The following is a 20,569-nucleotide window of genomic DNA, read 5'->3' as shown; positions in this document are numbered from 1 at the left end:
TCGACCTCGCCCGAAAGCGTGATGCCGTCCTGACCGCAAGCGGCTCCCGATGGAGCCGTGTTCAGGGCATCCTGACGAAGAGACACCCGAGATCGGCTGACAGGACGGCGACCATGGCGGCTTCTGACGAGTTGCGTGAGTATCTCGCGTCGGAGCTGCGTGAGGCCGCCTCGGCCGCCGTCCGCGCCGGGGCGACCCCCGACGCGGTGACGGCCGATCTTGAGGAACGGTTGCGCAGGCTGCGGCTGATGCTCGCCGACCTGACGGAGGCTACCGATCCAGGCCCGGTTGACGGATCGACTCGCTGATCGGGCCGACGTGCGGTTCCTGGTCGGTGGCGAAGCGGATCTGGTCGCCGGGGCGCACCCGGGTGCGATCGTGGATCTCGGTGCCGTTGACGAAGGTGCCGTTCGGCGCCTCCGGAAACGGGGTGATCCAGGCGATTCCCTCCTCGTCCACCCGCACCGTGGCATGCCGTCGCGAGACGTTGGGATAGCGGGCGAAAAGGTGGCCGTACTCGCCCGCCCGGCCCAGCTCGACGGAGCCGGGCCGGGCGGGCAGGACCACCGGGCCGGACGGAAAGCTGATCACCAGGGCCGGCGGGACGAGCGACTGGTGGCATACCGTGCACCGGTCGTTGCGGAAGTCCGTCGCCCGGGCACCGCAGGACCAGCATTCCGGAGCTGGCGCTCCGCCCGTGGTCGCCTCAGGCACGGCCTCGGACGCCACCGGCTCGGTGGCGTCCGGCACGGGCATGAGCTCCTCCCCCGCATGCCGTGGGCAGAAATAGCCGGTTTCCGCCGGATAGTTACTCCCGCAGCGGGGACAGTGCAGCTCGGTATCCATCAGTCGTGCCTCGCATACAGCGTCACCACGCCGTCCGTGGCGACGATGTCGTCAATCCGTACCTTGCCCGACCGTACGTTGGCGTCGAACAGGTAGCGGGCCAGCGGATTGATCAATTTGCTCTCCACCTCGTTGCCGATCCCCCGCCCGCCGTTGGTCAGCGTCTCGGGAGCGGTGCACCATTCCTCCAGACGCTGCCGGGCGGCGGGGGCCAGGTCCAGGTCCACGTCGTGCTCCCGGGCCAGCCGGTCCTGGACGTTCCGCAACTGCCGGTAGAGGATGTCGCGAGCCGTCGGTTCATCGATGAAATCGAACACCACGATGTTGTCGCCGAATCGGTTGAGCAGCTCGGGACGGCCCAGCTCACGGGTGAAGTGGTCCTTGATCGCCGCCTTGACGGTCCGCTCCAGTTCGTCGTACCGGGCTCCCGGGTGAACGAGCTGGATCTTCTCGCCGGTCTGCGGATCGTTGCGGAAGATGCCCAGGTTGGAGGTGAAGATCAGCATACACTCGGTGAAGTACGTGGTGACGCCCTGCCCGTCGGTGAGCCGGCCGTCGTCCAGGATCTGCAGGAACTTGTCGAAGATCTGCCGGTTCGCCTTCTCGAACTCGTCGAACAGGACCACCGAGAAGGGCTTGCGGCGGATCGCCCCGGTCAGCTCGCCGCCCGCCTCGTAGCCGATGTAGCCGGGCGGTGCGCCGGTCAGCCGATCGGCCGAGTGGCTCGCCGAGAACTCCGACATGTCGAACCGCAGATATGCGTCCGGGTCGCCGAACAGCATGGTGGCCAACTGCTTGGCCAACTCGGTCTTGCCGACGCCGGTCGGCCCGGCCAGGAACAGCACCCCGCGGGGCCGGTTGGCCGAGCTGGTCGCCTGTGCGCCGGACAGGCCCAGGGCGGCGCGCTTGAGGATGTCGAACGCCTTCACCACGGCCGCCTCCTGACCGAAGATCTGGCCCGGGACCTCCCGTTCGCCGCGGGTGATCTGCTCCCGGACGGTCTCCTGCCGCCACGGGTTCTCGTCCACGCCGATGCGGTAGATCCGGATCGCCTCGTCGATGCGGGTGAACGGAATCTTCCGGTCACCGCCCAGCCGGGCGATCTCCCGCATCGAGTGCAGTGTCATGTCGTCCGTGCGCTGCGCGAACCGGACCACCCCCGGGTCGGTCGCCGCGGGCGGATGAGAGCTGCCGGTGATGATCGGCGCGAAGTACCGGGCGGCCTTGATCCGGTCGGCCAGGCCGGGATTGGGCACGGCGATGGTGCGGACCCGTTCCATCCCTACGGTCAGCCAGGCCGGCAGGTCACGCTCGCCCTCGGACAACCAGATGATCGGGTTGTACAGGTCGGTCGGCCGTTCCGGCGGGCCGCCGAGGTGGGTTTCGGCGGTGGCCGCCAGCTTCTGGGCGAACAGGAAGAAGTCGCGCTCGACCCCCTCCAGGCCGGTCTGGCTACGCGGGATCCGGGCCGCGTAGTCGATGACCAGAGCGGCCCGGGCGCCGGACGGATCCGCTGCCGGGGTCTCCGCGGGCTGCTGGTCGGCGGGAATGGCGTCGGCGTCGATCGGCGGCGGATCCGTCGCCCCGGCCACCCGCGCCATGCAGGTGCGCAACCGCTCAAGGGTCTGTTTCCGCCCGATCACGCGCCGGCCGAGGATCTGCTCGGCCACCGCACGCGCGTTCCGGTCGTCGGACGGGTAGACGGTGACGCCGTCGACCTGGTCGGAGACGATCAGACAGCGGTAACCGGACGGTCGCAACGCCTGCCAGAGCACCTCGAGCAGCGGCACCGGACGGACGCCGTCCGGGGTGGGACGTCGGCTCTCCGGCACCAGATAGAGATCGCGCACGTTGCCGTACAGGACGTACTGGGAGTGCACGGCGAGAGTCCCGGCCAGTTCCTGGGCGAACGACGGGAAGTTGGGCAGGAACTCCGACGAAGTGCTCATCACATCTCCCGGGTGGGGTCGATCCGTCGCAGGACGGGTTCGATCATCTGGGCCGGTGGGGGTGTGGCGGCGGACCGGGGATCAATGTCCACCAGCGCGCGAACCGGCTCGTCGGGCACGTGCACCCGGGCGGCGATCCCGCGCCGGTCCAACTCCTCGCCGACGCGCCGCAGGCCGTCGTTGAGTTCCGCGCAGCGGACGGCTTCCCCGCCGGCTCCGGCGGCCACCTGCACCAGTTGCGAGTGCACCCGGCCGGCCTCGTCGAGCCACACGTCGGCGACGTGACCACCCCGCCAGTCCGGCCGGGCCACCAACAGCGCGGCATGACGCCGCACCTGCATGCCGGTGGTGACCGAGTAGCCCAGCTCGCCGAACGCCTCGGCCACCCCCTCCAGCAGCCGTCGGCGGTCCAGCTCCACCTGCACCCGGTTCAACGCGTTCTGCGCGTCCCGGCGGTCGGCCGAGGTGAGATCCGCCTCGCCGAGGACCACGCCCCGCAGCCGTTCGATCGCGTCGAAGCAGGGTGGCCGCGGCGTACCGAGATCGTTGATCACCTCGGTGACGAGCGGCTGCTCCAGTGCGGTCAGCAGGTTCGCTGCCTCGCGGCGGCGGGCGATGCGCGGGTTGAGATCCGCGTCCACGGTCCGGGCGAAGGACTCCACGAAAGTTTGCCCCATCGGGGAGTGCTTCTTCCGTTCTGCCTTCGCCGCCGCCTCCAGCGCCTGGATCCGATCCTCCGACATGGCGTCGCCGTCCAGACGGCTCAGGATGGCGTCGATGTCGGCCTGCAACCGACTTCCGTCAATTTTTGTCGGCGCTGGCGGTGTCCCATTTCCTTGAAGCCCCCTTGAGGCGAGCACCGCCTGATGGCGGGCGAGCAGTTCGGCGGCGTCCGGCTCTTCCGCAGCACCGGCGGCCATCCGCACCAACAACTGCTGTCGCTCCCGCGCCGCCTCGGCCCGCTCGACGACGGCAAGCGCTGCGGCCAGCGCCTCCTGGGCCTGTGCCACCAGGCCCGGGGCGCCGGCCAACTGGCATCCGGTCAGATCTACCGGCCGAGGCAGGGCCAACCGGATGCCCGCCTGCGCGGCACGGGCGGACAGCAGACGCAGATCCTCATTGGTCCGGGCCACGGAGCCTGCGGCCAGATCCCAGAGTTGGGCCCGGATCTGCACGTCGTCCTGCGCGTCCGCCCTGCGCTCCATCTCGTCACCGAACCGCTCCAACGCCCGGCCGGTGGCCTCAGTGCCCGCCTGCGCCGCCCGGATCGCCAGCATCGCGGCCGCACCGGCCCCCGCGGCGGCCAGGGCCACCGGCGCGATGATGAGGCCCACCGGCAGCACCGCGATCTCTCCACCACTCATGAATCCGCTCCTTCTGCGGCCCGGTCCGGGCCGTCGTCGTGGTCTGACGGTCGCCGTCGCTCCGCCGCGGCGATCTGCTCCTGTTCGGTGGCCACCCTGCGACGCCACGCCATCCAGCGGCGTGACACCCACGCCAGTTGACCGATCGTCGTGGCGATCACCAGGTACTGCGGGAACAGGCTCGCCACCAGAGCGACCGCGGTCAGCACCCCCAGCAGCGCCAACGCGGCCGACGCCCAGGACCGCTGCATCCACCGGCCCAACCGGCGCAGCGCGATCGCACCCGCGCCAGGGATCGAATAGCGGTTGTGGAACCGGCCACCGATCTGGACTGCGAGGAGACCCTCGGCGAGCAGCGAGACGGCGAGGCAGCAGGACGCGGCCACCCAGGCCAGGCCGATCACCCGGTCGTCGGCCCGGCCGGCGGCGTCGGCGCCCGTAACCGTCGCGACCCAGCCCACGGCGATCAGGCAGACGCCGGTCACCGCCCAGCCCAGGGCCGCCGGCCGGTTCTGCCGGCGTGACCACTCCCGGAAGGCGGCGATCGCGCGCGTGGACTCCTCGCCCAGCTCACGAACCTGAACCCGGTCGGCGATGGTTCGAGCCTGCGCGGTGGCGAAATCGGCCAACAGCAACGCCGCCCAGACCGTCGCGGGGTCGTGGGCCAGGTCTGTGAACCACGGCACCTCCCAGGGGAGCTCCGCATCGGTTCGCCGCATCTGCTCCAGCACGGCTCGCAGATCGTCCGGCTGGCGCAATGCCACGCGCAGGCACACCGCCACCCGGTCCTGGTCGGTGACGGTGTCTCGCAGATGCCGCTGCGCCTGCGGGTCGGTCACCCGCCGCACCAGTTCGGGCCACTCCCGATAGGCACGGCGCCAGGCCCGGTCCAGGTCGGTGAGGGCCTGACCGCCCCGCTCGCCGTCCACCGGGGCCGACGTGTCGAACTCCCGTAGCAGCCGGCCGTGCCACAGGTCCCTGAGCACCTCCGCGTTGTCGCCCTCGCTCGCCAGCGCCCGCTGGGCGATGGCGAGCAGGCCGAGGCGCGAGATGACGTGGTTGCGATAGACCGCCGGCCGGGCCGGATCGAGCGCGCGCAGGATCCGGAGCAGCCGCAGATGCCCGGACTCCGTGGCCCCTGCGACCGCGGCCACCAACCGGCGTGCCTCGGTCGCGTCGTCGTCGCTGAACTGGTCGAGCCAGACAACCAACCCGTCGAGCCCACCGTCGCGCTCCACGATCGTCCGCACAGAGTGGTTCCAGGCGGTCGTCATCGCCGTCGCCAGTTCGTCACGCAGGTGGTACGAGGTGCCGCGGAACCGGTACGGTTGCTCCGCCGCGTGCGGCGTCGACCTGGCCGAGGGTGCGGTGCGAGGCGGCGCCGGCGCCCGGCGGGCCAGCCACAACCCGACCTCGGTGCCGCCCCATCGATCCGCCGGATCGGTGACCAGAAGCCCCTGGCACAACGCGCGCAGCCGGTCGTCCGGCACACCGGAGACATCTACCGGACGGGTCTGCCCGAAATGGCGCCGCACGTCCTCGTCGCTCAGCCCCTCGAACGGGTGCTCACCCGCGGCCAGTTCGAGGACCGTCATCCCCAGTCCCCACCAGTCGGTCGCCGTGCCGACCTGCCTCAGGTTGCTCCACTCCGGCGGCTGATAGAAGCTGCTGATCGGCTCGGGCCACTCGGCCGCACCGATCGGCCCGGCAACGCCGAAGTCGACGAGGGTCGTCTCCGTCCCGTCGAGCATGATGTTGGCCGGCTTGACATCGCGGTGCACATACCCGGAACGATGCAGGTCGATCAGCGCCGCCGCGATCTGCCGCACCACGGCGGTGAGCCGGGCCAACCCGAAACCGCCGGAATCGGCACGCTGCCGCTCCCGCAGCGTCTGACCCGGGACGAAGGCCATCACGCTGTACTCGGCCTCGAACTCGAGGTGCCGGACCACACGACGGTGCCGGCCGGCGAGGTAGGCAGCCAGCTCGGGATCGGGCCGGCGGGCCGGCTGATGGCGCTTGACGATCGCCTCGGTGCCGTCCGCGCGGACCCGTACGACAAACAGTCCCGGCCGCGCCAACCGCCGGAGCAGTTCGTAACGGGCGGCCAACCACCCCGGCAGCCCGTCGGCGGGCCAGTTGTCCGGGCGACTCCGACCGATATCCAGCAGCGTCTCGTCCAGCATGTCGCCGCCCCGCGCCGGCGGGAACAACCGGGTTCGCCCCGCGTCCAGCAGGGTCTCGTCCAGCACGGCCGGTCGATCGGGCTGGCTCATCCGCCGCTCACACCTCCCCGCTCCGGTCCGCCAGAACTCTGGTGACCCACCAATCCCCGCCATAGAGGGAGTGACGGACCAGTGAGCTACGTGCAGCTGTGGGGCCGGCGTTTCGGTCAGGCCCTCACCGTTCTCCGCGACCCCGACGCGGGTCTGCTCGATCCGTTGCCCAGGCCCGCCGTCAACCCACGGGTCGACGCCGAACAGCTCGTTGCGCGAGCCCGGGAGAAGGGCCTGAGCGACGGCCAGCGAACCCTGTACGACGGGTGGTCGTTCGGGCACGAGGGCGACCCACCGAACGCGGTGGGCGAGCCGAAGTACGTCGAGACCCTGCGCCGGCTGCGCGACTCAGCCCTCAACGAACTCCGTGATCGACAGCAGAAGACCGCCGACCGGTTGGTCGACCTGCACCACACCGTGCGGGAGGCGGACCGGGCGATGCGGGCGGCGCGCGACCGGATGGCCCGGATCGCCACCCGGGACCAACACGACCAGGACGAATCGCTGAGCGCCCACCTGCGCCGACGGAACATCGACACCGATCGGCTGCAACTACCGCCGCTGAACAGTGAGGTGTGGGAGGGCGACGCGCCGCCGATGCGTCTGATCTGGCGGATCCTCGTCCTGCTCTTCCTCGTGGCGGTGGTCTTCGAGATCGAGCACTACGTCGCCGGGGCATACCTGCCGATGACCGATCTGGGACGGACGACAGGTCTGCTGCTCACCGGCGCGATCGCCGCCCTGACTGTGATCGCACCGCTGATGGCCGGGCAACTGTTCCGCAACCGGCACGCGACCGCGTTCGACCGGCTGCTGGCCCCGCTGACCTTCGTCCTGCTGCTGCCGACCATGGCTGTCATTCTGGGCTTCGGACTGCTCGCCGCGAGACTGTTCGACCGTGGCGTCACCGGCGGGGGCTCGTTCGGCACCGCCACCGACCCGTCCCGGACGGCCGCGCTCGGGCTCACCCCGGCGACGCTGATCGTCGTCTTCGACGTGGTGCTGTTCCTGGCGTGCGTGATGGCGTACCTGTTGGGGCTCGCTCAGCCGCATCCGTTCCAGCAGGCGTTCGCCCGAAGCCGGCAGGTACGCAACCGCACTCTCGCGGTGACCCAGCGGATGGGTAACCGCATCAACCCGGACTACCGGGCGATGACCACCACGGATGACGGGCCGGACGATCCGGACCCGGCGGTTGCGCCGGAGCAGGAAGCGGCGATCCGGAACGCCTACCGTGCGGCCGAGGAGGCGTACTACCAGGGCCTGGTCGAGGCGGTGGCGGACCCGACGTTCACCGAGGCCGTGATGCGGCACCGGCGGGAGCCGGAGCCGGCCGGTGAGTGAGCACCTGCGGTTGGCCCGTGCCCACTTCCCGGTGACGTCGCTGGGCTACGGCCACCGCCTGGCGCTCTGGGTGCAGGGTTGTCCACTGGCGTGCCCCGGGTGCATCGCGAAGGACACCTGGGATCCGAAGGGCGGCGTCGCGGTCGATGTCGCGGACCTGCTCGAGGATGTCCGCCGGGCAGTCCTGGCCGGCGCCGACGGGCTGACCATCAGCGGCGGCGAGCCACTGCGGCAGGCCGCCGCGGTCGGGTCGCTGCTTCGCGGCGTACGGGAGCTGGGTGCCGCCTTCGACGTGCTCGTCTACACCGGTTTCGAGCTGGAGGAGCTGGACGCCGCGCAGCGGGAAACGGCCGAACTCGCCGACGTGCTGATCACCGGACGGTACGTCGCCACCGCCCCTACCGGGCTCATCTGGCGCGGCTCGGCAAACCAGCAGATGCACCTGCGTACGCCGTTGGCGCGCGACCGCTACACGGACTTCGTCGAATACGAACCGGAACACCCGCCCATCCAGATCGAGGCCGACCGGGAAGGCCGGCTGTGGTGGGCGGGTGTCCCTAACCGTCCCGAAACCAAGCGTGCTCTCGACCGAGGGCTGGCGGCGCTCGGCTACTCCGTCGAATCGGCGAGCTGGCGCCGCGATTACAGACCTTGAATGGTCAGGCTGTGCCGGATTCGAGGGTCAGGCCGCGGTGAGCGAGGAAGCCTTCGAGTAGGTCGGTGCGGTAACTGGATGCCCTTGAGTCGGTTCTTGATGATCGCGAGGAGGTGGTCGACGCCGGTCATGGGAGGTTGCCGATGCTGCGTTTGCGGTGTGACCACACGGCCTCGGTCGGGTTCAGGTCCGGGGCGTAGGCTGGTAGCCGAATGACGTGGAGTCCGCCCCGGGCGTCGATCATCTGCCGCGTGGCGGCGCTGACGTGGGTGTTCAGACGCGTCCGGATCCCTTGCCCGACACCGGGGCCACCGGCGTGTGTCCACGTCGTCCCCAGGTGCGTGCCTTCGGTGGGCTGAGCGTCTGGCCGGCCTCGTCTTCGAAGACCAGCCCACGCCTGCCGCTGCGCCGCTACCGCTTTCCCGTCGGCCACGTCTCCCGCCGCCAGGTGACGATCGCGGCTGTGTACCGGATGCGGAACATCCGAGCGATCAGGCGCCGCAACCGGCCATCATTCAACCGGCACCGACACACCCTCGCCGAACCACCCAGCCGCCTGCCGTCGTACCGCCTCACGCTTCGCCCGCCCCGCGCGGACAACCCACCCCCATCGGGATACCTCATCACCCCGACCTACAACGACCACCAACGGAAATTACGCCGACACGTCGAGCCACAGTGGACGACCCTGACCATTCAAGATCTGTAGCGGCTCCTCAGGCCGGCTGGCCCGGCTCCTGCTCCGGGCTCGGCTCCTGCTCCGGGCTCGGCTCCTGCTCCGGGCTCACGGCCGGGCCCGGCCCGGCGGGCTCGGTCGGCAGCCGGCGCGGGCGGATCAGCCGACGCCAGCCCGACGCCGGCGGCGCCTGGAACCGGCGCACGAGCATCGCCGCCTCGGCTCGGACTCGCCGGGCCGCGGACTCGCACCGCTCGACCTCGACGACGTACTGCCCTGTGCGGCTGCCCCGCAACTGGTCGAGTTGCTGGTTGAGCGTCCTCGCCTCGGCGACGTCGCGCAGCAGCGCTCCATGCCGCGGCCGGGCGCGCCGGAGGCGACGATCACTACGCTTGACCTGTCCGATTTCGTCACGAGGCCGGCGGTACCCCGCCGTGAAGGCGATGGCCCCGGTGAGCAGATAGAGCAGAAGCAGCACCATGGCGCCCAGGCCCGAGTGGGAGTCCGTGGGCGGCGCCGCGCCACTGATGAAGGAAGCCTGCGCGTCGTTGCCGGGCAGCGGGGGTGCGAAAAGCCGGATGGCGAACGCGCCCAGACCCATCGAGAGCCACAGGCCGAGAAGTGACCAGCCGGACACCGCGCGCCGGACGTGCCGTCGCTGCTCTTTGACGCGCTTGAATCCCTCACCGGCCCAATGCGCGACGTAGGTCGTGGTCACCGCCAGAGCGGCCACCAGCGGCCACACCCGCGCGTCGTTGAGAATCCGCTCGACGACCTGGTTGAAGGTGATGAGATCCGCCACCATGGCGAACAACAGCACGATGTAGAGGATCAGCTGACCGATCCACCCGCGGCCGGCCAACTCGCCGACCCTGCCGGTCTGGTAGCCCGGCCCCGACTCCTCCTTGCCATCGGGACCGGCTGGCTCCGGGGTGTCACGCTCCTCGACGGCGCGGATCGCCCGCTGCTTCACGTACTCCAGCTCTTTGATCTTGCCGCTTCGGCCCTCCGATTCGTGATCGAACTGGGTGATGAGGCCGTCGATCCGGGCTTGCAGATCGCCCAGCTCGACCTCCTCGGCCGTGTGATGGCGCAAGATCGTGGCTTTCATCTCAATCACGTGCGACTCGATGACCTCGTCGATCGCCCTCATCACACCATCGTCGATGCCGAACGGCGCGACGGCCGCGAGGTGTCGCCTGACCCGGGCCCTGAGTCGATCTTCGCCGTCCATCGCCGGGACACGATGCAGGCTCAGTTGCCTGAGCCGCCTGGCGGTCCGACGCAGCTCGATACGGCGCTTCCATTCCTTCGGCATCTTCACGATGAGCTCCCGGTGTCGGCGGAAGGGGACGATGTCTCGAGAACCCAGGTGGGAAGTTCGACCGGAGGCAGGGAGAGCAGCGGGTAGAGCGTTCGCCCGTGCGGATGGGCCTGCGCCAGCGCGGCCAGGTATTCGGCGACACGCCGCTGGTACAGCTCCACCAAGCCTCGGGCCCGGGTGCCTGGCCCGGAGGCCGCCGCCTGGTGCTGACGCACCGCCGCGACCCGTTCGGCCCGCCTGCGGTCGACCTGGTCACGGGCATGCTCAAGCTCTTCCTGCGCACACATGACCCGCCGGGAGCGGGCCACCTCCCGACGGTGCCGCAACATCGCGTCCGACCAGCGCTGCTCCTCCCGGTTACGGGGTAACAGCTCCTCGGGAGTCAGCGGAACACGTGCCGCCTCGACGCGCTGCTCCCACCGCAGGACGTCCTCGCGAGCCCGTTCGATTCGCTCGTCACACCGATCGAGCTCGAGCCCCGCGGTCCGACTCATCTGAAGGAACTGAGCGTGCAGTTCGGTGAGCTTCTCGTGCAGTTCGGCGAGCAGGACGAGTTGGTAACCGACGGTGACGCTTTTCCCGGTCCCGGCCAGCTCCGCCTGGCGGCGCCGCACCTCGGCCAGGGCCGGGATGCCTTGCTCGCCGTCTTGTGTTCCCCGGTCCCGATCGGCGCGGCGCAGCGCGGCAGAGTAGGACGTGTCGCTCGTGGCCACCATGTCCTGTGCTGACGGACGGTCCGTCAGCACAGGACATGATGATTCGCAGGTCTGCCCGGATCGCCGCACTGGCGCTGTGTGCGCCGCTGGTCGGCACGATCACCGGCTGCATCCCGCTGATTGGCGACAAGTTCACGTTCAACTGTCCGCAACCTGCTGCTGCGGGCCTCGCCATCGCGGTCGGCGCCCGGGCCAACAGCCCCGCCCCGGCCCTGCCCACCGACGTACGCAAGCTGATCGTCGACACGATGAACGGCTGCGGCAAGATCACCGCGATCCGGGTGGACGGGCGTCCCAGCATCGTCGACGCTGCGGTTTTCGGCACCCAGGCGCGGACCAAGTCCAATTTCGCCATCGACCAGAAGGCGTTTCTGGACCGGGTCAGCGCGATGATCGCGAACGCGAAGGCCGGCGCACCCGAGGCGAACGTGCTGAAGGCGCTGAGCGTCGCGTCGGACGTGGCCGGCGCGGGCGGCACGGTGGTGCTCGTCGACTCCGGCGTGCAGACCACCGCCCCGCTCGACTTCCGCAGGAACGACCTGCTGTCGCGGCGCCCGGAGGCTGTCGCCAAGCTGCTCAAGCAGCAGCGTCTGCTGCCCAATCTCAAGGGCCGGAAGGTCATCATGACCGGGCTCGGCTACACGGCGATGCCGCAGGAGCCGCTCGACGACCGTAACCGGTCGACCCTGATGAACCTGTGGCGTGAGATCGTCCTGTCCGCCGGTGCAACCGACCCGGTGATCGACTCGAATGCAAACACGGCGGATTCTGCGGTAACCAGCCCAACTGTGAGCGTGGTGAAGTTCGCGGTCGGCGACATCGAGCCCGACTGTGACACGCTTGCGGTCTTCCCGGATGGCGGTGCCGTCGGCTTCGTCCCCAACCAGGCGGAATTTCGCGACCCGGCGGGTGCCCGCAAGGTTCTCGCCACGTTTGTCGCGTTCCTCGGCAAAAACTCCACTGCGCAGGTCGTGGTCAGGGGATACGTGGCCCACTACGGCGACGGCAACCTCTCTCAACGCCGCGCCGACCGGGTGAAGCAGGAGTTCGCTGCCCTGGGCGCCAACAACAGGATCGCCGCGAAGGGAATGGGCTGGGGCCCGTACCCGAGCGTGAGCGCGCCCCCCGACGAACGGTACGACCAGAAGAACCGCATGGTCACGATCGAGGTGAGCTGCGCGGTGCGCTGATCCGGCACGGCGAGCCGACGCGCCCGGAACGCGCCCCGATCGACGAGGACGTGCGCCGGGGCACGCCGACCTGCCTGTTCTCGACACGCCCGGTGCTGGGGTACTGCCGCTGCATCAGGTCGAACAACGCGTCAGCCCGAGCGATCAGACACTCGCCGCACTCGCCGGAACCTGCCCAGCTCCCCGACGACATCGGCCCGGCCGCAGTCATGCACACCGGCCACCAGAACAGCGCTTGGTTATTGAGGCCCTGCCCCAGAAAAGAACATCATCGACCGAGAGCTGTTTTTCGTGATCGGCCAAGCCCCCACAGGATCCATGCGGTTTGAGATCGACTTAGTCATTACATTTCACCGCATAGTACGAACGGTAGGTGACTGTCCGGCTGGTACCAGCCGGGCGCGAGGGATCTACACTGCCACGAAGTCGAAATTCGGCGCTAGACCGTTTCGGGCAGGGGCATGGACAAATCCACCGTCGTGGCTCTTATCGTTGCTTTTATCGGAGCTATCGGAGCCATCATCGCAGCGTTCATTCAGCGGGGTGTCCGGGCGCATCGCGCCAACACTCCGCCCGTGGGCTGGGAGAACCCCCCGCCACCGCTGGTGACGCCGCCCGCGTTCGAGATGAGTCACGACGCGGGGATCGTCGACGACGGTCAAATCGGTCTCCGTCCAGCCGAGCCGACGCAGGCAACGAGTGTTCCAGTCGCCAGCGAGGACTCTGCTGGACAGGACGGGGCTGCTCGACCCGAGTCACCGCTCCCCGAACCACCTCGCGACACGCGGTACGACGGGCTGTCGGATTCGGACCGGCTGGCGCAGTTCCTCGCCGAGGCGGCGCTGGAAGCCACTGAGGACGACCGGTTGACGGTCCGCGAGCACCCCCGAGAGGATGGTCGATGACCGCCATACCAGAGCGGTTTAAGCGTCGGGTCCTCACCCACGCCATCTCCGCTTCGTGCAGCAGCAACTACCCACTCATCCTGCTTATTCAGGGGCACCCGGGTGACGGGAAGTCTTTCCAGGCATATGAGACGTTGCGGGGTAGCAACTTCGCGGTCATGAGGTTTTCCTCGGCCGAACTGAGCGGCACGTACGAGTCTGAGTCGGTGTCAAGATTCAAGGACTACTACGCCAGAGCCGCGGAAAGCGCCGAGACCTTCCCCGAAGCCCTGCCAGTGCTGCTCGTGGAGGACTTCGATCTGAGCCCGGCGGGCCGGCAGGAAAGAAGCTTCTACACGGTGAACTCGCAACTGCTGTCCGGGTTCTTGATGAATCTTGCCGACGATGTCGCACTGTGTGGGATGAACACGACGCGGCGGATCCCGCTCATCGTCACGGGCAACGACATGTCCGTCGTCCACGGCCCGCTCCTGCGGCCGGGCCGGGTCGACATCTTCACTTGGCGGCCGACTGAGCAGGAGCGGGCCATCATGATCCATTCCGCTCTCGCCGGCACCGTGCCATCCTTGGATTTCAAGCAGGCTATGAAGCTCACTCGGGCGTTCTCAGAACTACCCATCTCGGCCTTCTCCGCCGCGCTGAACTTCTGCGTCGGCCGGCGGGCGATGGAGGCCGCTGAAGCTGCCGGCTATATCGATCCAGTGGCCATACGCGAGGCGTTCAACTCCACCTCGAAAATCACAGTGGACGAGTTGGTCGCGGCATTGAGAGAACGGGATGGTCCGGACGGTCGTCCTGGAGACTACCGGTGGAGACGTCGATGAGCACGGGAGGGGTCCGCGCCCGCGTCAGTGTGGAGGTCGTTACAAAGACGCGTGTGCAACTGTTGGGCAGCGTGGCACGGAAGCTTGCCGCCTCGGTCGGCCTTCCTGAACGGAACCTCGTGATCATCGAACAGGGGATCGTCAAGCGGCTCTTGGCCGGGTTCGAGGTTGTCCTGCACGGCGAACCGGAAGAGCCGGGCGCTGACACGGAAGTGGGCTACCTCCAGGTCAAGATCGACTGGGAACGGTATGCCGCCACCCTGCTCAGCCCGCAAGAGACAAACACCTTCGAGATCGACCTTGGTCGGGAGCTGACGAGCCAGGTTTCAAAGATTCTTGGCCACCTCAACGCGTACATCGAGGCCACCTGCGCGAGACTGCCGGTTGCCCGCAGGCAGGTGGTCTTCACCCCTCGCCGTGGGATGGGCGACGCCTTCGACAAGGAGTTCGGGACCAAGGACCTCTCAGAAAAGGAGACAGCCAGGCTGCGCGAGATCCGGGGCGGCACGGTGATCGATTTCAGACCACGGCAGCTCAGCGAACTCACGGTCGTGTTTGGCCATAAACGCTTGGACTGAGCGGCAGAGCATCTCGATGACTCGGGCGTGGCGGCGCCAACCGCTGCCCAGCAGGTTTTGGCGTCGTTACATAATGGCTAGAGGTTACACGTGCGCTGTGAGACGGGCCGCCCGCGGCCTTTGGAGCGGGCGGCCGACGCCCCACCATGGCCATGCCATAGAGAGTGGTCTATATTTTCCCAGCGCCGACCGCCGCACACAATGCCGTGGCTCCCGCGAGAGAGTCTACGGGTAGATTCGTTTAGTCCCACGTCTCGGTGTAGCCGTCCTCGCGGGTCGAGTGCATTCGCTTGCGGCCGTTGCGCAGGCCGCGGGCGACCAGAACCTTGAGGAACGCCTGCTCCTGTTCGCGTGCGACGACCCCACCCAATGCCTGCGAAACTTCGATCGGCTTCCACCCGAACCGGCGGACTTTCGCAAACCGGTCCTTGGGGATATCGGTGATGCCGATCTTGCGCTGCTCGCAGCCGTCGAAGGCGTAGATTCCGTGTTTGACCTGGGTGTGGTCCTTCCCGGACAGGACGTCGATCCTGTCCGGGAAGGACCACGTCATGGCAGACAAGAAGAACGCTGTTCAGCTTCCGCAGTTGACGGCGGCTGAGGTGGAGTTCGCGCAGCAGTTGGTCGAGCGGGCCAAGGCCGACGGAGTCTCGTTGGTCGGGCCGGCGTGATATCGTGATAGCACCGCCTGTGGAGGTGTCATATGGCCAACATCCTCATCCGCGATCTCAGTCAAGAAGCGGTCGACCGCGTCGACGCGGCAGCCGCCAGCCTCGGGCTGTCCCGCAACGAGTACCTACGCCGGAAGTTCGAGGAGAACATCATCCCCGCTGGCGACCGGACGGTCACCGCCGAGGACTGGCAACGGTCCGCAGAGGCATTCGCCGACCTCGCCGACCCCACGGTCATGGACGCCGCGTGGCGGTGACCAGCTGGCTGATCGATAAGTCCGCGTACGTCCGGCTCCAACTCGGCCAAACGGCGAACCGTGACCAGTGGAGCGCACGCATCAGCCGGGGGCTGGTCCGACTCTCCACCATCACGCGCTTCGAACTCGGCTACTCGGCGCGCTCCGGAGAAGCGGGACGCCGGCAGTTCGCCGCCCCACCGCTGTCCCTGATGCCGGTAGAACACCTCACACCCGCCATCGAGGACCGGGCGCTGGAAGTGCAGATGCTGCTCGCCGACCGCGGCCAGCACCGCGCGCCGTCAATCCCCGACCTGCTGATCGCGGCGACCGCCGAGAAGACCGGGCTGACCGTCCTGGCCGTCGACAAGGACTTCGACCTCATCGCCGCGCTAACCGGCCAGCCGATCGAAACCCTGCCCGGCTGAGCAGGGCCCGTCGCGTTCGGCGCAAGCATGATCGATTCCGGCTTGTCCGGGGCGTGGTCTGCCACGCCGGTGCGGGATTGAGCGGCTCTCGTCCGTCTCGGGTCACCGCCGGTGGTGGTCACCCGGCTCTGCTCCTTGCGGTGGTTCAGTCGCACGGCGCGCAGCACGACGTCGTCGACGTGGTATGTGCTGCTCGCCCCGGTGGGCGCGGGCGGGTCTCGTTGACGTCGACGCGCCAGTCTTTCGAGGCCGTGGTGGCGGCGGCGATCTCGGCGATGCCGACATGCGCCTGCGGGTCGTACATGCGGGTCTGCTCGCCGGGGTCCGACGGCTGCTGCAGCCAGGTCAGGTCGTGGCCGACGACGAGCAGGATCCCGCCGACGGCCACGGCGTCGAGGACATTGCGTAGTCCGCGCTGCTCGGGGGTGCGCTGGAACGAGCCGTACTGCAGGGAGACGAGGTCGTAGCTCTCATCCGCGAAGGCGTGGGTCGTTGGCCTCGCGGTGCAGCGTACGCATGGCCAGCCTGCCGCGTCGGCTCCCTCATCCGCGCCGACGTCGAGCGCCCGCCCGGGAGGGCGCTACCAGACGTCTTCACCCGGCCAGACGGCAAACCGATCAACCCGAACTACGCCACCACCCGCTTCCGGATCCTCGTCCGCCGGGCCGGGCTGCCCCCGGTACGCCTGCACGATCTGCGCCACGGCGCCGCGTCCCTCGCCCATGAAGCCGGCGCCGACCTCAAAACGCTGCAGGACCTCCTCGGGCACTCCAGCATCGTGGTCACCGCCGACACCTACACCAGCGTCCTACCGCAGATCCAACGCCGCTGCGCCGACGCCCCCGCCCAACTGGTCCTCAACGCCGCCCGCCGCGCCCGCAAGAAGATCAAAGCCAGCGCCCGGAAGAACCGGCCCGACCGCAAACCCACCACGAGCGCCCCCGCCCCGGCGAGACCGAAAACAGGCGCTCCGGCCCAACCAAGCGCAAGCAGGCCGCAAAGCCGCAGGTCATGTCCCAACAAACCCACGAGAACGCGGTCTCCGGGGCTGCACCCACGTCGCACCCACCTGACACCCACCGTCAGGTGGGCCAGACAGCACAAAGGGCCTGAACCGCGTTTCCGCAGTTCAGACCCTTCATGATCTTGTGCGCCCGAAGGGACTCGAACCCCAAACCTTCTGATCCGTAGATCTTCCAAGGTGAGGAGCGGCCGCGCAGGCCGCGTTGGGCTGGTTTAGTTCCAACCGTGCTGGTCATACGCCGAACATCCGAGCACCAACGGAGCACCATCACGGCTGGTAACCACCGACAGCGGGCCACGTCCTTCTACAGCCATATATGGCGTGACGAGGCCCTCCGAGCACCGAGCCACCCAGGGCGACGAAGGGTGGCTCAGACATGTCCTCGCTGGCAGTGGCGCCAGGCTGGTCTCAGGGCACTCCTCCCCCGCTCACTACTCCTGCCGCCAGGACCGCTGGCTGAGGTAGCGCCGATGCCGCGCGAGACTTCGCGGCGTCCCGGGCTTCGGTGCCTTGGGAGCGATAGGCGGCTTGCTCGCTCCGCGTCGCTTGCGCGGCGGATAGGTACGCCCCGGCCCGCCGCCCGACATCGGGCGGACAGGATCGCCGGGCCGAACGGCACCGCACACAGACTTTTCCAAGATCTACTCCTCCGACATGAGCAACTGCGCCAAGGATCCCCTCAGACGGGGGTTCCCTGCTTGTGGTGATCTTTGCCGACAAAAGTCTGCCACAGCGACCGGCCCGGACGAATCGGAGCGTGAGCGCAGCGTGAGCAGTAAGCCAGAGGGGATGAGAAGCTTCCCTGGCGCAGTGACGTGAGTGCCTGCTCGCAATGAACCGGTGGGAGGGAAACATGCAGTTCGAGCTCTTGGGCGACTTTCACGCCTTCGAGGGCGACCGACGCATTCAGATCAGGTCCATGCAGGTCCGCGCCCTCCTGGCAACCCTTCTGCTCGCGCCCGGGCAACGCGCATCGCACGAGTACATCGCGGACCGCCTCTGGCCAAAGGGCGACTACAATCCGACCAGGGTGCGTTCGTGCTGCCGAAAGCTGCGCAGTTACTTCCCGGACGTCATGCCTGACAGCAATGAGCGGCGCTATTGCAGCCTCCGTGTCGACCGGACTGTTGTTGACTACTTTCGATTCGAGGACAAGCTCGAACTGGCCCGACTTCGGCAGGGCGCGGACCGGATCGGCACCTTGCGCGACGCCCTCGCCGAATGGAGAGGCGAGCCTCTGGGCGAGATCACTGGCGCGGACCTGAGCGACGAGAGGCAGCGCCTCGATCAGAGCCGCCTGCGCGCCACCTTCCTCCTTCTCGATGAGCTGTTGAAGGTCGATACGTCGGGCTTCAACCGTGAGCTGCGGCCAGCACTGCGTCGGTGGCCAGCGGATCAACCGCTTCTCAGCCTCGAACTACGGTTCCTTGCCAGCACAGACGGCCCGTCGCGGGTCCGCCAGCGATACCAGGAGTGGACGAGACTGCACGGTGCCCCGGACGCCAAGCTGGAGAGGTACGTCGACCAGCTGACCCGCCGTTCCGTCACCAAGCCGGCGCAACCTGGCGTACCGCGCCAGCTTCCGCCCCACCGGGCACCCCTTGCGGGACGGCAGGCGGAGCTCAGCGCTTTGTCGGAGGCGTTGCTGGCGGACGCCCCGGCGAACACCGGGCTGGCTGTGGTCACCGGGATGGCCGGCGTCGGGAAGACGCAGCTCGCGCAACACTGGGCGGCTTCGGTGGAGGGCGACTTCCCAGACGGCACGCTCTACGTGGATCTCAACGGCTACACGGCCAACGGGTCTCCGGAGCAGCCGGCCCAGCTCCTGGCCCGGATCCTCAACGACCTCGGCGTCCGGCCCCGCACCCCAACTGTCGATGGGATGAGCACGGAATACCGCACGGAGCTCGCGCGCCGCAAGACCATCGTGCTGCTCGACAACGCCCGTGACGTCCATCAGGTGCGGCCGCTGCTGCCCGGCACCGGCTCGTCGGTAGCCATCGTGACGAGCCGGGACCGTCTCATGCAGATGATCGTCCGCGAGCACGCCCATGAGGTCAGGCTCGGCCCGCTCGGTCACGAGGACGCGGTCGCCCTGCTGACCAGCAAACTCGGTGCCGCGCGGATGCGGGCCGGTGCCGAGCACGTCAGCGAGATCGTCGCGCTGTGCGGCGGACTACCGCTCGCACTCTCGATCGTCGCGGCCCAGGCCCGCTCGAGACCCCCCGAGGCCCTCGAGGAGATCACGGCGGCGCTGCGGGAAGAGGGGACACGCCTGGACTCGCTCGGACACCGATCCGCCGAGCTGAACGTGCGGGCGGCCCTAAGCAGCTCCTACGGCACGCTCAGCGCACCGGCGGCCGAGCTCTTCGCCCGGCTCGCGGTCCACCCCGGCCCCACCATCAGCCGTCGGGCAGTCGGCTCTCTCGCCGAAGACACGCCGGCCGTGGCGATCGACGAGTTGATCGAGGCCAGCCTGCTGGATGAGCCGGCGGTCGGCCGGTTTGCCTTCCATGACCTCGTACGGATCTTCGCCGCCGACCTAACCGCCGCGATGCGGCCGGAGGACTACGACCGCGTCGACCGCCGGGTCTCGGATTTCCTCCTGCGCAACACCTGGGCCTGCGACCGGGTGCTCGCCCCGGATCGCGGGCTGCCCATCGCCGGTCCGGACGACATCGATGTCGTCGCGCCGGCCTCTTCGCGAGAGGCGATGGCTTGGCTGCACGCGGAATATGCCACCGTCACGGCGGCGATCAGGCGGGCCCATGCCCGGCAGGAGGACCGGTACACGTGGCTGTTGAGCATGTCGCTGGTGACCTACCAGTGGCGCACCCACCGGTACGCCGACGCCGAGCGCTACCTGTCGTACGCGGCGGTCGCTGCCGGCCGCGTCGCCGGCCCTGCCGACCAGGCCATGGTGTACCGCATGTTGGCCGGCTCCCGCCGTGGGCTCGGCGACCTGGAGAACGCGAAGGCTGACCTGCGGCGAGCGATCTCGCTCAGTGAGGCAGCGGGCCACCCGCTCAGCGTCGCTCACAGCCGGCACTCGCTCGGACTGCTGCATCGGGAGAGCGGCGAGCCGCAGACGGCAACCGAGTTGTTCGAGTTGGCGCTGTCTGCATATCGCCGGCTCGGCGACGTCCTGGGCGAAGCCGGCACCCTCCGGGGACTCGGCACGGTGCGGTTCGACCTCGGTGACCACGAGGGCGCACTGCGGCGCGGCCAGGAGGCACTGCGGCTCTTCCTGACGACCGCCGACGTCAACAGCCAGGCGAGCACCTTCATGGATCTCGGGCGCGTGCACACCGCCCGCCGGGACGGGCACTTCGCGCTGGACAGCTTTGCGTCGGCTGCCGACCGGTACGCCCAGTTGACGTATCCCCGCCGGGAGGCGACGGCGCTTCTGGAGATGTCCGAGGTGCTGAACACGTTAAACCGTGTCCCGGAGGCCCGCACCGCGCTTCGGGAGGCGGTTGACCTCCTTCGAGAACTGGACCCGGTCGCCGCCGACGAGGCAGAGTCCCGGCTCGCCGCCCTCTCGGAGTCGCCGCGATGAGGCT

20 protein-coding genes are annotated in these 20,569 nt (G+C 68.7%); 11 read left to right on the top strand and 9 right to left on the bottom strand.

The window, feature by feature from the left end; genetic code table 11:
- Positions 1–113: 113 nt before the first annotated feature.
- A complete protein-coding gene (locus AB0H28_RS26555) occupies positions 114–308 on the top strand; it encodes a hypothetical protein (RefSeq protein ID WP_358045609.1) in 195 nt (64 codons plus the stop codon).
- Here the strand turns inward: AB0H28_RS26555 and AB0H28_RS26550 are convergent.
- From AB0H28_RS26550 to AB0H28_RS26535, 4 genes are read right to left on the bottom strand one after another with little or no spacing between them, the layout of a single operon-like run.
- Entirely contained in the window at positions 271–846 is a 576-nt protein-coding gene (locus AB0H28_RS26550) for an FHA domain-containing protein (protein ID WP_358045606.1), read from the bottom strand. The genes AB0H28_RS26555 and AB0H28_RS26550 overlap by 38 nt on opposite strands.
- Entirely contained in the window at positions 846–2,795 is a 1,950-nt protein-coding gene (locus AB0H28_RS26545; protein ID WP_358045603.1) for an AAA family ATPase, read from the bottom strand. Before AB0H28_RS26545 ends, AB0H28_RS26550 begins: the two co-directional genes overlap by 1 nt.
- Entirely contained in the window at positions 2,795–4,159 is a 1,365-nt protein-coding gene (locus AB0H28_RS26540) for a hypothetical protein (protein WP_358045600.1), read from the bottom strand. Before AB0H28_RS26540 ends, AB0H28_RS26545 begins: the two co-directional genes overlap by 1 nt.
- On the bottom strand, positions 4,156–6,435 hold the full coding sequence (locus AB0H28_RS26535) for a protein kinase (protein ID WP_358045597.1): 2,280 nt from the start codon (positions 6,433–6,435) through the stop codon (positions 4,156–4,158). Before AB0H28_RS26535 ends, AB0H28_RS26540 begins: the two co-directional genes overlap by 4 nt.
- Positions 6,436–6,516: 81 nt before the next feature.
- Here AB0H28_RS26535 and AB0H28_RS26530 point away from each other — a divergent pair, with 81 nt between their 5' ends.
- Positions 6,517–7,779, top strand: coding sequence for a hypothetical protein (locus AB0H28_RS26530; RefSeq protein ID WP_358045594.1), 1,263 nt, complete (start codon positions 6,517–6,519; stop codon positions 7,777–7,779).
- Positions 7,780–7,810: 31 nt separating this feature from the next.
- Entirely contained in the window at positions 7,811–8,434 is a 624-nt protein-coding gene (locus AB0H28_RS26525) for a 4Fe-4S single cluster domain-containing protein (RefSeq protein WP_358045591.1), read from the top strand.
- A gap of 127 nt (positions 8,435–8,561) precedes the next feature.
- On the opposite strand, the gene AB0H28_RS26520 is transcribed toward AB0H28_RS26525, so the two are convergent.
- The 3 genes from AB0H28_RS26520 to AB0H28_RS26510 form a co-directional block, all read right to left on the bottom strand.
- Positions 8,562–8,867, bottom strand: a complete 306-nt coding sequence (locus AB0H28_RS26520) for a transposase (protein WP_358045588.1) — start codon at positions 8,865–8,867, stop codon at positions 8,562–8,564.
- Between the two features lie 283 nt (positions 8,868–9,150).
- Entirely contained in the window at positions 9,151–10,434 is a 1,284-nt protein-coding gene (locus AB0H28_RS26515) for a hypothetical protein (protein WP_358045585.1), read from the bottom strand.
- Complete coding sequence (locus tag AB0H28_RS26510) at positions 10,431–11,180, bottom strand: hypothetical protein (RefSeq protein ID WP_358045582.1); 750 nt, start codon at positions 11,178–11,180, stop codon at positions 10,431–10,433. The genes AB0H28_RS26515 and AB0H28_RS26510 overlap by 4 nt, the downstream gene beginning before the upstream one ends.
- Here AB0H28_RS26510 and AB0H28_RS26505 point away from each other — a divergent pair.
- From AB0H28_RS26505 to AB0H28_RS26490, 4 genes are all read left to right on the top strand, one after another.
- Positions 11,156–12,340, top strand: a complete 1,185-nt coding sequence (locus AB0H28_RS26505; RefSeq protein ID WP_358045579.1) for a hypothetical protein — start codon at positions 11,156–11,158, stop codon at positions 12,338–12,340. The genes AB0H28_RS26510 and AB0H28_RS26505 overlap by 25 nt on opposite strands.
- Positions 12,341–12,801: 461 nt before the next feature.
- Positions 12,802–13,245, top strand: coding sequence for a hypothetical protein (locus AB0H28_RS26500; protein ID WP_358045576.1), 444 nt, complete (start codon positions 12,802–12,804; stop codon positions 13,243–13,245).
- Positions 13,242–14,069 (top strand): AAA family ATPase, encoded by an 828-nt coding sequence (locus AB0H28_RS26495; protein ID WP_358045574.1) that lies wholly within the window; start codon positions 13,242–13,244, stop codon positions 14,067–14,069. Before AB0H28_RS26500 ends, AB0H28_RS26495 begins: the two co-directional genes overlap by 4 nt.
- Positions 14,070–14,122: 53 nt before the next feature.
- On the top strand, positions 14,123–14,647 hold the full coding sequence (locus tag AB0H28_RS26490; protein ID WP_358045571.1) for a hypothetical protein: 525 nt from the start codon (positions 14,123–14,125) through the stop codon (positions 14,645–14,647).
- Between the two features lie 241 nt (positions 14,648–14,888).
- Here AB0H28_RS26490 and AB0H28_RS26485 read toward each other — a convergent pair whose 3' ends face one another.
- Positions 14,889–15,200: a hypothetical protein gene (locus AB0H28_RS26485; protein ID WP_358045568.1), complete on the bottom strand. Its 312-nt coding sequence runs from the start codon at positions 15,198–15,200 to the stop codon at positions 14,889–14,891.
- Between the two features lie 150 nt (positions 15,201–15,350).
- Here AB0H28_RS26485 and AB0H28_RS26480 point away from each other — a divergent pair, with 150 nt between their 5' ends.
- Complete coding sequence (locus AB0H28_RS26480; RefSeq protein ID WP_358045565.1) at positions 15,351–15,575, top strand: hypothetical protein; 225 nt, start codon at positions 15,351–15,353, stop codon at positions 15,573–15,575.
- Entirely contained in the window at positions 15,572–15,982 is a 411-nt protein-coding gene (locus AB0H28_RS26475; protein ID WP_358045562.1) for a PIN domain nuclease, read from the top strand. Before AB0H28_RS26480 ends, AB0H28_RS26475 begins: the two co-directional genes overlap by 4 nt.
- 145 nt (positions 15,983–16,127) lie before the next feature.
- Here the strand turns inward: AB0H28_RS26475 and AB0H28_RS26470 are convergent, their stop codons facing one another.
- Entirely contained in the window at positions 16,128–16,370 is a 243-nt protein-coding gene (locus tag AB0H28_RS26470; protein ID WP_358045559.1) for a hypothetical protein, read from the bottom strand.
- 96 nt (positions 16,371–16,466) lie between these two features.
- Here AB0H28_RS26470 and AB0H28_RS26465 point away from each other — a divergent pair, with 96 nt between their 5' ends.
- Complete coding sequence (locus AB0H28_RS26465) at positions 16,467–17,126, top strand: site-specific integrase (protein WP_358045556.1); 660 nt, start codon at positions 16,467–16,469, stop codon at positions 17,124–17,126.
- A gap of 733 nt (positions 17,127–17,859) precedes the next feature.
- The gene (locus AB0H28_RS26460) at positions 17,860–20,565 is read left to right on the top strand and encodes a tetratricopeptide repeat protein (protein ID WP_358045553.1); all 2,706 of its coding nucleotides are present in this window, start codon (positions 17,860–17,862) and stop codon (positions 20,563–20,565) included.
- The last annotated feature ends 4 nt before the right edge of the window (positions 20,566–20,569 follow it).

Source organism: Micromonospora sp. NPDC050980 (assembly GCF_040653835.1).
GTDB lineage: Bacteria > Actinomycetota > Actinomycetes > Mycobacteriales > Micromonosporaceae > Micromonospora.
Note: the sequence above shows the minus strand (reverse complement) of the source record. Positions and strands in the feature narration are given on the sequence as shown.

Coding starts and splice junctions, on each gene's coding strand:
- AB0H28_RS26555 (WP_358045609.1), top strand. CDS start 114: ATGGCGGCTTCTGACGAGTTGCGTGAGTATCTCGCGTCGGAGCTGCGT.
- AB0H28_RS26550 (WP_358045606.1), bottom strand. CDS start 846: ATGGATACCGAGCTGCACTGTCCCCGCTGCGGGAGTAACTATCCGGCG.
- AB0H28_RS26545 (WP_358045603.1), bottom strand. CDS start 2,795: ATGAGCACTTCGTCGGAGTTCCTGCCCAACTTCCCGTCGTTCGCCCAG.
- AB0H28_RS26540 (WP_358045600.1), bottom strand. CDS start 4,159: ATGAGTGGTGGAGAGATCGCGGTGCTGCCGGTGGGCCTCATCATCGCG.
- AB0H28_RS26535 (WP_358045597.1), bottom strand. CDS start 6,435: ATGAGCCAGCCCGATCGACCGGCCGTGCTGGACGAGACCCTGCTGGAC.
- AB0H28_RS26500 (WP_358045576.1), top strand. CDS start 12,802: ATGGACAAATCCACCGTCGTGGCTCTTATCGTTGCTTTTATCGGAGCT.
- AB0H28_RS26495 (WP_358045574.1), top strand. CDS start 13,242: ATGACCGCCATACCAGAGCGGTTTAAGCGTCGGGTCCTCACCCACGCC.
- AB0H28_RS26485 (WP_358045568.1), bottom strand. CDS start 15,200: ATGACGTGGTCCTTCCCGGACAGGATCGACGTCCTGTCCGGGAAGGAC.
- AB0H28_RS26480 (WP_358045565.1), top strand. CDS start 15,351: ATGGCCAACATCCTCATCCGCGATCTCAGTCAAGAAGCGGTCGACCGC.
- AB0H28_RS26460 (WP_358045553.1), top strand. CDS start 17,860: ATGCAGTTCGAGCTCTTGGGCGACTTTCACGCCTTCGAGGGCGACCGA.